8 protein-coding genes, 7 pseudogenes and 1 riboswitch are annotated in these 13527 nt (G+C 70.5%); all 15 genes and pseudogenes read right to left on the bottom strand.

Annotated features, from left to right (window positions below; translation table 11 throughout):
- Window positions 1–2202: 2202 nt before the first annotated feature.
- Window positions 2203–2733: pseudogene (locus tag M1P99_RS28035) on the bottom strand (ribonucleotide-diphosphate reductase subunit beta).
- Window positions 2734–2800: 67 nt separating this feature from the next.
- Window positions 2801–3106, bottom strand: a pseudogene (locus tag M1P99_RS28030) (ribonucleotide-diphosphate reductase subunit beta); the annotation flags it as partial.
- Window positions 3107–3629: 523 nt separating this feature from the next.
- Window positions 3630–4477: pseudogene (locus M1P99_RS28025) on the bottom strand (ribonucleoside-diphosphate reductase subunit alpha); the annotation flags it as partial.
- 32 nt (window positions 4478–4509) lie between these two features.
- Window positions 4510–5105: pseudogene (locus M1P99_RS28020) on the bottom strand (hypothetical protein).
- Window positions 5106–5244: 139 nt separating this feature from the next.
- A pseudogene (locus M1P99_RS28015) lies at window positions 5245–5361 on the bottom strand (ribonucleotide reductase N-terminal alpha domain-containing protein); the annotation flags it as partial.
- A 670-nt stretch (window positions 5362–6031) separates the two neighbouring features.
- Window positions 6032–6223: riboswitch (cobalamin riboswitch) on the bottom strand.
- Between the two features lie 328 nt (window positions 6224–6551).
- Window positions 6552–7090 (bottom strand): annotated as a pseudogene (locus M1P99_RS28010) (hypothetical protein); the annotation flags it as partial.
- A 39-nt stretch (window positions 7091–7129) separates the two neighbouring features.
- Window positions 7130–8851, bottom strand: a pseudogene (locus M1P99_RS28005) (NYN domain-containing protein).
- A 159-nt stretch (window positions 8852–9010) separates the two neighbouring features.
- Complete coding sequence (locus tag M1P99_RS28000; protein WP_304455931.1) at window positions 9011–9316, bottom strand: hypothetical protein; 306 nt, start codon at window positions 9314–9316, stop codon at window positions 9011–9013.
- 156 nt (window positions 9317–9472) lie between these two features.
- Window positions 9473–9952: a hypothetical protein gene (locus M1P99_RS27995; RefSeq protein WP_304455930.1), complete on the bottom strand. Its 480-nt coding sequence runs from the start codon at window positions 9950–9952 to the stop codon at window positions 9473–9475.
- Window positions 9949–10650: an ATP-binding protein gene (locus tag M1P99_RS27990; protein ID WP_304455929.1), complete on the bottom strand. Its 702-nt coding sequence runs from the start codon at window positions 10648–10650 to the stop codon at window positions 9949–9951. Before M1P99_RS27990 ends, M1P99_RS27995 begins: the two co-directional genes overlap by 4 nt.
- On the bottom strand, window positions 10643–11782 hold the full coding sequence (locus tag M1P99_RS27985) for a hypothetical protein (protein WP_304455928.1): 1140 nt from the start codon (window positions 11780–11782) through the stop codon (window positions 10643–10645). Before M1P99_RS27985 ends, M1P99_RS27990 begins: the two co-directional genes overlap by 8 nt.
- Entirely contained in the window at window positions 11782–12090 is a 309-nt protein-coding gene (locus M1P99_RS27980) for a hypothetical protein (RefSeq protein ID WP_304455927.1), read from the bottom strand. The genes M1P99_RS27985 and M1P99_RS27980 overlap by 1 nt, the downstream gene beginning before the upstream one ends.
- 77 nt (window positions 12091–12167) lie before the next feature.
- Window positions 12168–12818: a hypothetical protein gene (locus M1P99_RS27975; RefSeq protein ID WP_304455926.1), complete on the bottom strand. Its 651-nt coding sequence runs from the start codon at window positions 12816–12818 to the stop codon at window positions 12168–12170.
- 14 nt (window positions 12819–12832) lie between these two features.
- Window positions 12833–13174: a hypothetical protein gene (locus M1P99_RS27970; protein ID WP_304452863.1), complete on the bottom strand. Its 342-nt coding sequence runs from the start codon at window positions 13172–13174 to the stop codon at window positions 12833–12835.
- Between the two features lie 49 nt (window positions 13175–13223).
- On the bottom strand, window positions 13224–13526 hold the full coding sequence (locus M1P99_RS27965; protein WP_304455925.1) for a hypothetical protein: 303 nt from the start codon (window positions 13524–13526) through the stop codon (window positions 13224–13226).
- Between the last annotated feature and the right edge of the window lies 1 nt (window position 13527).

The following is a 13527-nucleotide window of genomic DNA, read 5'->3' as shown; positions in this document are numbered from 1 at the left end:
CTTCGGCGTCTGGGTGCCGATCACCCTCGTCCGGAGAGACCCCTGGGCCTATCTGGGGCACCTGCGCCACGTGCGCGTGTGCGATGAGTCCGTCCCCGAGGGACTGCGCGACCCTCGGCCACACGTACAGCCAGCCACCTGCCGCCAGCCTCATCCGCACATCAGCGGGGCCAGGGGGCCGCTCGTGAACGTGCCCGGCTCCAGTACAGACACGACGGTCCCGTCCACCGTCGACCTTCAGCTCGGGGCCTGGCCGACGGAGTTCGTCCCAGAGGAGCTGCGCGACCCGACCCACAGTACTGACCGCCGCCCGCCCGCACTCCGGGCCCTGACCAGATACGCCCCCTCCAACCGGAGGGGGCGCTCTACTACCCCCAACAGGAGAGGCCCATGGCCTTCGTGGAGAAGCGCTCGTCCAAGAAGGACGGCGACTACTACCGCGTCCGCTACCAGACAGCCGACGGCACCTACGCCACCGCGTCCCGCGATGACCAGGGCAACCGATGGACTCGCAAACGCGACGCCGAGAAGTGGGGCACAGAGAAGGAAGCCAAGATCCGAATGGGCTTGGACGCCGAGTCCGCCCCCTCCGTAGTCGAAGCCGCCGGCGCTTCCGCCAGCAAGACGGCATCACCTTCGGCCAGTGGTCGAACACCTGGTACCCGCTCCAAGACGTCGGCATCTCCCACCGAAGCGGCCTGCGCAACCACCTGGAGAACCACCTCCTCCCCCATGAACCGCACGGCCCCGACGGTCCGATGTGGGCGGACATGCTGCTCGCCGACATCACCTCGGAGCAGATCACCGAGTTCAAGCGGGTCAAGCGGGCCGCCGGGTACGCCGAGTCGACCATCCGCGGATACTGCTCCACGCTCTACACCTTGTGCTCCGACGCGATCGAGGCGGGACACCTCACCTCCAACCCCGCCGAGGTCAAGTCCAACCGCGGCCGCCGCTCGGGCACCGGACGGACGAAAGGCACCCGTGGACGGGAGCGGGTGACCACCGACGCGCTCGGCGCGCTGCTGCTGTCCGAACGGATGGCGCTGCTGAGTGGTCGGGACGAGAGTTTCATCGCCGGCATCACGATGTACAACGCAGGCCCTCCGGTCGGCGAGATGGTCGGCCTCGAACGGGAGTACTGCCGTCCGGACGAGGGCCGATCGCGTGGAGTGGCAGCTCTACGAGCACGGCGGCGACTGGTACCGGCAGGCGCCCAAGGACGACTCCTTCCGCGACATCGCCATCCCGAAGTTCGTGTGCGAGCTGCTCCGGCACCAGATGAAAGCCCTCCCAAACAAGCCGACGAAGACGTGCGCCTGCCACCGGCCGCGCACCGTCCACCGGTTCCTGGTGGCGGCGCTCAAGCGGCGCAGCGCCTGGTCGGAGGAGGATGGAGAAGGCGCTCCTCGCTCACCCCGAAGGATCGGTCGCTCACGGAGCTGGGCATCGACTCCGACCTGGCAGAGCGGTTCGACGGCGACTTCCTCCGCGGCGGCCAGGAGCCGGCCCACCGCGGCGGCGTGCACGTCTTCACCGGGCGGGACGGAGCGCCCCATCACCGACGCGGTCCTACAAACCGTGGCTCATCGGCGCGGCGTCCACGGGCCTGTATCCGGGCGCCAAGAACGGCCAGGGCGAGGTCCAGGAGGAGCGTCCGGTGCCGCTGCTCGCCGAACCCTGGCCGGGGATGCCGGTGCGCGGCGGTCTCCGCGCAAGCGCTCAGAGATCACCTGGGATCCGATCGCGCCGGGATCACACCGCACGGGCTGGCCCGGCACTCCCCACAAGCGGGCGATGATCGAGGGCGGCGTGCCCGAGGTCCTCCAGCACCAGCGGCCTCGGACATGAGATGGGCGGCATCGGCGCCGTGTACAGCCAGGTGACCCCGGCCATGACGGCGGCGCTCCTGGACATGCTGACGCGCAACTGGGAGGCGTCCCTGAAGGCCCGCGCGGCGATGCACCCCGCACTCGCCAGTGGCCCTGCTCGACGAGCTGCTGGCGCCCTACCGGAGGCAGGGCGCCAGGGAGATTTCCGGGGTCGTCTCCCAAATCTCTCTCCAAAACGGCCCCCGTACCCTCCGCCGAAGGGTCCAGGGGGCCGTGTCCTCGCAGGTCAGTCCCCCAGGCCGCCGCCGGTCTGGTACTCGATGACCCGGGTCTCGAAAGTTCTTCTCCTTCTGCAGGTCCATCATCTCGCTCATCCACGGGAAGGGGTTCTCGCTCTCCCCCCGAAGATCGGCGCCAGGCCGATCTGCTCCGCGCGCCGGTCGGTGATGAAGTGCATGTACTTCTCGCACAGCTCGGCGTTGAGCCCCAGCACGCCGCGCGGCATGGTCTCGCGGCCGTAGGCCACCTCCAGCTCACAGGCCTCGGTCAGCATGGTGCGGACCTCGGCCTGGAACTCGGTGCTCCCACAGGTGCGGGTTCTCGATCTTGATCTGGTTGATCACGTCGATGCCGAAGTTCAGGTGGATCGACTCGTCGCGCAGGATGTACTGGTACTGCTCGCGATGCCGACCATCTTGTTGCGGCGGCCCAGCGACAGGATCTGCGCGAAGCCCGTGTAGAACCACATGCCCTCGAAGATGACGTAGAACGCCACCAGGTCGCGCAGGAACGCCTGGTCGGCCTCGGGCGTACCGGTGCGGAACTCCGGGTCCTCCAGGTTCTGGGTGTACTTGAGCGCCCAGGCGTCCTTGGCCGTGATCGAGGGGACCTCGCGGTACATGTTTGAAGAGCTCGCCCTCGTCCAGGCCGAGGCTCTCGCAGATGTACTGGAAGGTGTGGGTGTGCACCGCCTCCTCGAAGGCCTGACGCAGCAGGTACTGGCGGCACTCGGGGTTGGTCAGCTGGCGGTAGACGGCCAGGACGATGTTGTTGGCCACCAGCGACTCCGCGGTGGCGAAGAACCCGAGGTTGCGCTTGAGCATCAGGCGCTCGTCCTCGGTCAGACCGTCCTTGGACTTCCACAGGGCGATGTCGGCCTGCATGGCGACCTCGGTGGGCATCCAGTGGTTGTTGCAGCCCGCGAGGTACTTGTCCCACGCCCAGGTGTACTTGAGCGGCAGCAGCTGGTTGACGTCGGCGCGGGCGTTGATCATCGCCTTGTCGTCGACGTTGACGCGCTCGGCGTCGCGCTGGATCTCGCCGAGGCCGCTGGTGGCGGCGGCGCTGTTCTCGGAGACGGTGGTCATCCTCGGGTACTTCCGTTCTCCGGCCGTCGTGGCCGGAACTGTCGTGTCTGGGGAGAGTGGTTCGCCGGGGCGGCGGCTCGCGAGCCGCCGCCCCGGGGGGCTGCCTTCTACTACTGGCAGGCCTCGCACTCGGGGTCGTCGATGGAGCAGGCCTGGCCGTCCACGATGTCGAACTCGTCCTCACCGGCGTCGGCGGGTGCGGCGTTCGGGGCGGGGGCCGGAGCCGGGCTCGGGGCGGGCGACGGCGACGGGCTCGGGACGGCGCGGGCGACGGAGCCGGGGCCGGGGCCGGGCCGGAGGAGACGGCGTTGAGGCGGCCGTCTGTGCCCTTGAGCGTGCTCTTCTCCACGTGCGTGGCGCTCTGCGAGCGCAGGTAGTACGTGGTCTTGAGCCCGGACTTCCAGGCGCGCCGATACAGGGCGTCCAGCTTGCGGCCGCTCGGCGCCGCCATGTACAGGTTCAGCGACTGGGCCTGGTCGATCCACTTCTGGCGGCGCGAGCCCGCGTCCACCAGCCACTCGGGGTCGACCTCGAACGCGGTCGCGTAGAGCGCCTTGAGGTCGGCGGGGACGCGGTCGATGGCGCCCAGGCTGCCGTCGTGCATCTTCAGGTCGGAGACCATCTGGTCGTCCCAGAGTCCGCGCTCCTTGAGGTCGCGGACCAGGTAGGGGTTGACGACCGTGAAGTCGCCGGACATGTTCGACTCACGAACAGGTTCCGGTAGACGGGCTCGATCGACTGGCCGACGCCGGTGATGTTGGCGATGGTCGCGGTGGGCGCGATGGCCATCACGTTGGAGTTGCGCATGCCGGTCGAGCGGACGCGCTCGCGCAGCGAGTCCCAGTCCAGGGTCTCGCCGCGGTCCATGTCCAGCACGCCGCCGCGGGCCTCGGCCAGCAGCCGCAGGGAGTCGATCGGCAGGATGCCCTGGCTCCACAGCGAGCCGTCGAAGGACTCGTAGGAGCCGCGCTCGGCGGCCAGCTCCGCGGAGGCCTCGATCGCGTAGTAGCTGATCAGCTCCATGCTCTCGTCGGCGAACGTGACGGCGCCGTCCGAGGCGTAGGGGGTGCGCAGCTTGAACAGCGCGTCCTGGAAGCCCATCAGGCCCAGGCCCACGGGGCGGTGGCGCATGTTCGCTCGGCGCGCCTCGGGGATCGTGTAGAAGTTCACGTCGATGACGTTGTCGAGCATGCGCACGGCGGTGCGCACGGTCCGGCGCAGCCGCTCGGCGTCCAGGCCCTGCGGTCCCACGTGCTGGGCGAGGTTGACCGATCCCAGGTTGCAGACGGCGACCTCGTCGGCGCTGGTGTTCAGCGTGATCTCGGTGCACAGAGGTTGGAGGAGTGGACCACGCCCGTGTGCTGCTGGGGCGAGCGCAGGTTGAGGGGTCCTTGAAGGTGATCCACGGGTGGCCGGTCTCGAACAGCATGGTGAGCATGCGCGCCACAGCTCGACGGCCGGCAGGGTCTTGGACACCTTGATCCGGCCGCCGCGGCCTCGGCCTCGTAGCGGGTGTAGGCCTCGGCGAAGTCCGTGCCGTACTTGTCGTGCAGGTCGGGCACCTCGTTCGGCGAGAACAGGGTCCAGTCGCCGCCCTCCTCGACCCGCTGCATGAACAGGTCGGGGACCCAGTTCGCGGTGTTCATGTCGTGGGTGCGGCGGCGCTCGTCACCGGTGTTCTTGCGGAGGTCGAGGAACTCCTCGATGTCGATGTGCCAGGTCTCCAGGTAGGCGCAGACGCGCCCTTCCGCTTTCCCCCTGATTGACCGCGACGGCGGTGTGTCGTTGGCGATCTTCAGGAACGGGACGACGCCTGGCTCTTGCCGTTGGTCCCCCGGATGTGCGATCCGAGGCCGCGGACCGGGGTCCAGTCGTTGCCGAGGCCGCCCGAGTACTTGGACAGCATCGCGTTGTTGCTGATGCCGTGGAAGATGTCCTGCAGGTCGTCGCCGACGGTGGTGAGGAGAGCACGACGACAGCTGGGCGCGGACCGTGCCCGCGTTGAACAGGGTGGGCGTGGAGGCCATGAAGTCGAACGAGGAGAGCAGCTCGTAGAACTCGATCGCGCGCGCCTCGCGGTCGTCCTCGTTGAGCGCCAGGCCCATCGCCACGCGCATGAACGAACGCTGCGGCAGCTCGTAGCGGACCTCGTCGCTGTGCAAGTAGCGGTCGTAGAGGGTCTGGATGCCCAGGAAGTGAACTGCTCGTCGCGCTCGGGGCGCAGCGCCTTGCCCAGGCGGTCCAGGTCGAACCGGGCCAGCGCGGGGTCGAGCTGCCCGAGGTCGATGCCGCGGCCGACGTAGGCGGCCAGGTAGGCCGGGTAGCGGTCGGCCATCTCGGACTGGCCCGCGGCGTCGGGGGATCCGCTGATGAACGTGAGGGCCTCGCGGCGGAGCTTGTCCAGCAGCAGGCGCGCGGCCACGTGGGAGTAGTCGGGGTCGACCTCCACGAAGCTGCGGGCCGCCATGACCAGCGCGAGTTCGACCTCGGCGTCGGAGATGCCGGGGAAGAAGCCGCGTCGGGCCTCCGTGAGGACCTTGTCCGCCGAAACACCGACAGCCGCGCGCAGGCCTCGGTTACGACGTGCTCGATCCGGTCGATGGCGGCGGGGGGCGCGCCGTCGGTGGCCGTCTCGGGCCGGACGGATGCGGGCACGGCCTCGACGTCAAGGGTCATACAGCGGCTCCACCTCGGTAGAAGAGTCCCGGCGGGGAGGGGACACGAGTCAGCAAGGCGCACGGCACACCGGGGGGACCGACGCACTGGATGCGAGCGGTCGACGGACCGGTGGGTCGGCGCGGCTCACCCTCGAAGCCCCGTCGTCGGCGCACGTCTGGCGTGCGCGCCGGTGGCAGGTTCGGGCTCGTGGGCGGCCTACCGACTGTCGCTTCCCGGGCACTCTCAGGGGTTCCCAGTGCGTGTGACGGCCTTCGTTCCCACTTACCGCTGCGGGGCAGCCCCGGATTCACACCGGGTTCCCTCTCGCCTCACCCCGCGGGGTGAACCACCAGCGGGCCCGATACTACATCTAGGGGATGGCGCCTCGGAACACCGCAAGATGATGGCGTGTCGCCGATTTCTCGGGTTCCACCCGGACGAGGATGAGCACACCGGGGGCGTGGTATGGCACGCCTCGGACCCCCGCCACAGCGGGGGGTTCGGGCAAGGGCTCGGACGCCGCGGGAAGGCGGCCGGACTCAGACTAGGCCCCCGTGGGGGCGATGGCGATCAGGGCGCGTGGTGAAGTTCCCGACGGTCGTGGTGCGGCCGCCGGGGCGGTGGGGTGGTGTGGCCGGGCGGCGCGGTGCGGCGCCGCGGGGGACGCCACGCGCTCAGAGCGCATCGCCCACTCGTCCAGATCGTCCTCGTCCAACCGAGATCGGTGCGGATACGGAACCGGATGCGCAGCAGCTCCATCAGCAGATCGTGCACGTAGGGGGGTCACCTCGCCATCGACGTGCCGGCGGGCGCCGGCTGTGGCCCACCTCTCGGCGCCTTCCAGGTCGTCGTGGGCGTAGAGCGCCTCCGCGATGTGGATGTGGGTGGACAGGCCGTGCGGCCCCTCGGTCTCCAGGCGTTTGAGCTGCGCCTGTGCCCGCTCCACTTCGTCCAGGTGCAGGAGCGCGCCTGCGCGCAGGGCGCGCGCGTCGATCACCGTGGAGCCGCCGTCGTCGATCGCCCGCTGGTAGGCCGCGCAGGCACGCTCGAACTCCTGCGCGATCTCCCACTGCTCCCCCGCCCGGACGAACAGCTCCGCGCGGCCGATCTCACTACCGGCGTCGCGACCGGTTTGGCCAGCTCCAGTAGCTGGGCGGCGACTCCTCCGTGTTCGCCGGACCTGACGGCATGGAACTCCAGACGATCGAGCTCCGCCGTCGTCACGTGCGTCAACCCATCGCCGCCATCCCCTACTCGCACTCCCAGCGCCGCTCAGGGCCTGGCGCGCTCCAGTGCCTGCCAGAACCCCTGGCGCAGTCCGTCCCGGACCTCGTCGCGCAACAGGTGGTCGATCGGTAGCGAGGACCCCTGGAGCAGACGCGCCTCCAGATCGGAGGGCATCGGGGCCTACGCGCGAGACGGCCTCCACCCACAGGGCGGGCGCCTCGCGGGCGATCGACTCCGCGAAGTCGTTCCCTTCTTTGTGCGCGACATGCACCGCTTCGTCAACGGTATTCGCGCCGGGACCGCTCTGCTGGGGATATCCAGGACTTGAACGCGGTTCCTGATAACCGTCGGTACCGTACCGGACGGTGTCGTGGTCGGGACCAGTAGGCGGCCGCACCCCGTATCCGGGTGCCGGCCCGCCGCGTCGTGCGGCGTCAGTTTCCGTACTGGTCCCATAGGTAGGGTTTGTCTCGTGCCCACCCCGAAACCGGAGTCGTCCCCCGGGTCCGAACCGCTGTTCCGGCGGTGGCGCGCTTCTCTGCGGTGGCGCGTGTCCCGTCTGGGGGTCGGCGGCGAACGAGGGCTGTGGTCCCGTCCCCGACGCGAAGGACTGTTGTGGCCCGGTCCCACCGGCGAAGGACTGTTGCGGTCCGGTACCGCCGCGAAGGAGCGCTGCGGGCCCGTCCCCGGCGAGTACGGTCGCTGGGCCCCGGTCATCGGCTGCCCGTTGCCCATCGGCTGGCCGTTCCCCGTGGGGGCCTGTCTGCCCGGCAGGGTGTAGCCCTCCGGCCGGCCCAGACCGCCGTGGGAGCCCGTCTCGGGTAGTTCCCCTGGCCGTTGGGGTCGAGGGCGCCCCGCCCGCGGACGTGCCCGGATAGCGGCCGCCGCCCATGGCGGGCTGTCCCCCGGACGGAAACCCGTTGGCGTCGATCGGACCGGACGGCTGGGAGTCGGCAACCGCGCCGGCCAGGTGGTCCCCGCCGCCGCGCTGCTGTGCGAGCGACCTGCGCATGGCGCGCAGCTGGTCCATGGCGCTGCCCTGGGGCGCGGGCTGCCCGCCGGTTTCGGCGAACATCGCCTCCAGGCCCCCGCTGGACGTGTGTGGCCGGCTCGACCCGGCTCGCACCGGCTGGGCGACCACGGGCTGGCGGGGGGTCTCGGGCGCCGAGCGGGCGCGGCCGTTGGCGAACGGCGTGGTGTCTTGGAGGCGCTCTCCTGGGAGGCCTCACTGCCGGTGAGCAGGTTCACGTGCGGCCGGAGGTGGCCGGCGCCGATCTCGATGAGGTCGCGCATTCGCGGCGCAGCTGGCGGGAGATCGTCCAGTTCCTCGACGGAGATGTGCACGACGGTGACGCGCACGCCGGGTCCATGCACGTCCGCGACGACCGACGCCATGTCCTCGTCCCCGCTGACCAGGACGGCGTCGCACAGGACGCCGGTGCGGGCCAGGGTCGTGAGGTCCCGTTGGACGTAGCTCTCCACGCCCCGCGCCGTCCGGCCTGATCCGCGCCGCGCGGAACTTGATGCCCGGGATGTCGGCGATGCCGTCCTGTTCCTGCGTGCGGCGATCGTCGGCGACGGCCTCGTACCAGTAGCACCGCAGCAGCGGCAGGCCGGTGCGGTCGCGCGCGACCTCGTTGAGGAACTGGACGAGTCCGGAGTAGTCCCAGGAGACGGAGTCCCGGTTGCGGGTTCCGTGTACGGCCATCGGCCGTCAGCGAGAAGGTACCCCGCGTCGACGAACAACGCGCGCGGTCCACGTGACACCGCCCCCTTCCCTATCAACTCTGGCCATATCCATGGCCGGGGCACAGCCTAGCCAAAACTGTCTCGTTTTTGTGTGCCACCTTCAATACTGAGAGTTACTTACTAGGCACGCATAGTCGGATTTCGGCATCCGTCCCGGTGAGCCGGGTCCACGGAGCGTCACCGCGGCGGCACCGGCGGACCCGCTGTCAGGTCCGCATGGGCGCCGTCACCGCCACGACACCGATCAGCACGGCGTCCCCCTCCGAGGCGACGCGCAACTCCGACTCGCGCCCGAGCACCCGGCGCGGTCCGGAGCACGTCGGTTCCGAAGGCCATGGGGTCGCCGACCGCGCCGCGCGCCGACCCGACGAAGGCGTTGTCGCCGGTCGCGTACCCGTCCTGGGGGACCAGCACCCGGCCGTCCACGGTCACCCGGTCCCCGTGGAGCTCGTCGTCGCCCTCCCAGGCGACCACGTCGACCACGGCCGGAACCGAACGCCGGCAGCAGGCCCGACACCGGGAAACCGAGCCCGTCCGGGTCCTCCGGGTCGGCCCTGTCGGCCCAGGCGGCGTGGTCGCGCTCGGAGATGCGGCGGGCCATCAGCTCGATGGCCTCGGCGCGGGCCTGCTCCCTCGTGGTCACGTCGGACTCGCCTCCCCGGCGGTGTCGGTGGCGGTCAGCTCGATGGCGACCCAGTCGACGTCGTCGTCTCCGAGGAGCAGGCCAACCTCGGTCGGCTCGTACACGGCGCCGGTGCCGTCGGGGTCGGTGTCGGTGAGCACGACGGGCAGGTGCCCGTGGCCTTCGGCGAGGAGCACACCGAGTTCCTCGTGGAGGTCGGCGGCGGTCATGGCGGTTCCCTTCGTCGGGGCCGGCGCCTGGGCGGCGGGCTGGGTCCACCCGAGGGTGAGCAGGCGGCCGATGATCCGGCGGGCGGTGGACTCGGCCGTGGGCGTGGCCCCGTAGATGGGGCACGCGGCCGGGTCCTCCAGGCGGCTCACGGTGACCTCGTCGGCGACCTCGATCTCGATGGCCGCGCGGCGCACCGCGTGCTCGACGGGGTCCTCGCCCTGGGCGTAGGCGTGGCGGGCGATACCGTCCTCGATGTGCTCGGTCACGTCGTCCTCCGGTCGGGGCCGTCGAAGTGGTAGCGGACGGTCATGCCGAGCAGCCGGGAGGCGATGCGGTCGTCGCACACCTGGGCCAGGCCGCCCGGCGGGATGTTGCTGGTGAAGACGGTGGGCAGCATGTGGGTGTCGCGGTGGTTGACGATCCGGTAGGTGATCTCCTCGGTCCACACCGAGTCGCTCGCGGTGCCCAGGTCGTCCAGGAGCAGCAGCGGGATCGTCATGATGCGGCGCATCCGGCGCTCGCGCTCCAGGCCGTCGCCGGCCCCGGGGCGCAGGGCGGCGTACAGGTCAGGGAACGTCGACCCGATGAACCCGAACCGGGTCGGGCCGGACAGGGCGATCCGGCGGATCGCGGCGTAGGCGGCGTGGGTCTTGCCGGTGCCGGTGTTGCCCCACAGCAGCAGCGACGGCGCGGTCTTGGGTGAGGCAGCGACCTGGTCGGCCCACGCGAGCACGCCGGGGTGGTCGGTGGTGGCGCCCGTGTACCGGGGCGGGCAGGCGGCGTCGAACCGGCCGAGCGCGCTGAGGACGCGCTGCCGGTGGTGGTACTCGGGGTGGCCAGGCTCGTCCGGCGACGGGAAGTCAGCGACCGCGCCGGGCGTGGTGTCCTCGCCGCGCTCGGCGATGATCCGAGACAGGCGGGCGAACAGGTCGCCGCTGGCGGTCAGGGTGGTGGGTTCAGACATGGGTTCCTCCTCCGTGCATCGACCACGAGCCCGCCTGCGGGAACGGGTCGGGGTCGCCCTGGAAGGCCTGGTTGCGGTAGGGCTGGCGGCCGTTGCGGGCGGCCGACTGTGCGGGTTCGTCCTCGTCGTCCCAGCGGCCCTGGTGAAGCCAGGTCGCCGGGTGCGGGATGAACTTGGGGTCGGCGCGCGCCTGGGCTGCGGCGAACCGGTGGGCGGCGTCGATGATCACCTGCGGGTCGACGGTCTTCACGGCCGTCCGGAACTTCTGCTCCGCGGCCTTGCGTCCGACCTTGCGCGGGTAGGCGTCGTAGAACTCGGCGAAGCGGGCGTTGCGTTCCCGGGTGATGACGGCCTTGGTCGTGGGGTCGCTCTCGTGAGCGGAGCGGACGCCGGGGTCTTCCTGCGCGGCCGAGTCGACAGCGTGCGAGCCTCCCCCCGCACCCCCCTGCTCCCTGCCACCTGCCACCTGCCACCTGCTACCTGCAAAAGCGGCAGTCGTCCCGGACTCGTCCGCGCCGCGCGCAGACTCATCCGCGCCGATCTGCGCAGACCCGTTGACCTGCGTGTTCGCCTGGTCCAGGTCGGATTCGTCCGTGGGCGTCCCGCTGGTGGGCTCCGCGGCGGCCGCCTGGCCGCTCTGGGGCTGCTGCATGCCGGGCGCGGACCCCTCCCGAGCGCCCTCCGAGGCGTCGCGGGTGTTCGATTCGCGGCGCGCAGCCTCATCCGAGCCGCGCGCGGACTCGTGTGCGCGAGGCGCGGGCGGCTCCGAGTCGGGCTCGGGAGGATCGGCGTCCTCCGGAGCGGGCAGGCGCGACGGGACCTTCGCGGCCTCCAGACGCTGGTGCTTGGAGAGCTTGGGCAGGAACAGGTACGGGTCACCGTCCGCGACGTAGCGCACGATGCGCCCCGCGGCCGCCAGCTCCTCCAGCAGCTCCTCGACGGCTTCGTCGTCGAGGTCGTCCTCGTAGGGGAACACCCGGCCCTTGATGAGTCTGGCGTCGCCCTGCACCCGGGCGTGCTCGTCCGAGTGGTTCCACAGGCCGATGTACAGCAGACGGCCGTCCCGGGACACCGACCGCGCCAGCTTGCGGTCGTCCCAGAACTCCGGCTTCACCGAGCGAATGCGAGCCATCAGCGACCCCTGTGCCGGACGCGCTGCCAGAGGGTCGCCGGACGCCACCGCAGCCCGATCGTGCACACGCCCCGGTCGTGGTAGCCGTAGCGGTCGCACCAGTCGCAGGCGTCGCCGAGGCGCCACAGGGCGCGGCAGGTGTCGCACCTCCACAGGTCGCCCTGGTCGCCGTCGGCGAGGGTCTCGGTGTGGCTGTCCGGGAGCGTGCTGGCCGAGCCGTCGGCCGGCACGGGCAGCTTCCAGGTGACCTCACGCGTCGGCAGGTCGCACTCGTGCTTCTGGGATGGATCGCGGCGGCGTACCCACATCGCGGGCCTCCTCTCTACGGTTGGTCCGCGCCCGCCGGGGAGTCGGGCTCACCCAGCAGACGCGGGGGTCAGTGGGTTCAGGGCAGACGGGGCTCAACGTGGCCGTACCGGTAGTGCGGGATTGGGTCGGGCACTCGGAGCGGAACGCGCTGGTTGCGATCGAGCTCGTTGCCATCGGCGTCGTAGAACACTTCGGCGTCACACGCCTTGTCGTAGGCGGCTTCGTGAGCGTCGAACTGTTCCTCGGTGGGGTCCTCAGGCATGTCCGGGAAGTCGTCCATGCTCGAGGTGACGCCGAGCTTCTTGCGCTGGTCGTCGTCCAGATCTTCCACAATCACGAATTTGCAGGGGTGCACCTCGAAGCTCGGCGGGTGCTCGAGGTGGGAGTAGGCGGCGTGGAGCTGCTCGAGGCGGTTAACGAAGGCGAGCTGCCACCAGCGCGGCATGTGCTCGAGCAGCACCCGGTGGAGCACCAGGAAGTTGCTGTAGCTGAGCGAGAACCAGGTGCCGATGTCGTGGCCGACGTCGTGCACGGGGTCCTCGAGCCGCTCCGCCATCAGGTCGAGGTACTCGCTGACGGCCTCGGGGGCGTGGTGGGCGTCGTCAGGTTCGCCGCACTGGGTGGCGCCGTTGGTGACCTGGGCGCAGCAGTTGTCGTCCTCGTGCCCCTCGATGGGCAGGAACTCGTGGCCGAGCGGTGAGCGCAGTCGGTCGATGTCGATGAGCATGGGTTCTCCTTGTGTCAGGTCTGCGAGCGAGGGATGCGGCGCTGTGCCCGCACCACGGCGGAGGCCGCCGCCAGCCCGTCCGGGCCGGGGGCCTGGACGTTGACCACGTGCGTGGCCTCGCCCCACGTGCGCGACCGCGGGCTGGCGGCCATGTGGGCGGCGGCCAGCGCGAGGGTCGCGTGGATCTGGCCTTCCGCGGCCAGGGCGGCGCCGGTGACCGGGTCGCCGCCGTCGCCGTAGGTGTAGTGGTGGGCTCGGTCGGCGAGGCGCTCGGCCTCAGCGACGTGCTGCTCGTAGTCGCGGACGTGGGCGTCCCGCGGGTCCGGGCGCTTCTCGATCCTCTTGGCCTTGGCCATGTCGTCCTCCAGATGGTCAGGTTCGTCAGGTCAGTCGGGGCCGGCCGTGTCAGAACGGGAGCGTGTCCGCGGTCTCCCAGTCCGGGCAGTGGGTCTTCAGCCCGCCGGTGATGTCGATCCCCTGTCCGCAGGACTCGTCGGTGACGTTGCAGTCGCAGTCCTGTCCGGGGATGCAGCCGCCCCTCTTGCCTCCGGCGGGGGTGTGGAAAATGCAGGTCTTGCAGCCGTGGTTGTCGGGGTTCTTCCAGCACCGGCCGATGTGGACGGTGGCGGGGTACCGCTTGGCGTGGCCGCGAGAGCAGTAGGGGCACACGTACCGCGTGACCGTGATCTGTCGGGGCTCGGTGGCCATG

The organism is Nocardiopsis sp. YSL2 (assembly GCF_030555055.1).
Classification (GTDB): domain Bacteria; phylum Actinomycetota; class Actinomycetes; order Streptosporangiales; family Streptosporangiaceae; genus Nocardiopsis.
Note: the sequence above shows the minus strand (reverse complement) of the source record. Positions and strands in the feature narration are given on the sequence as shown.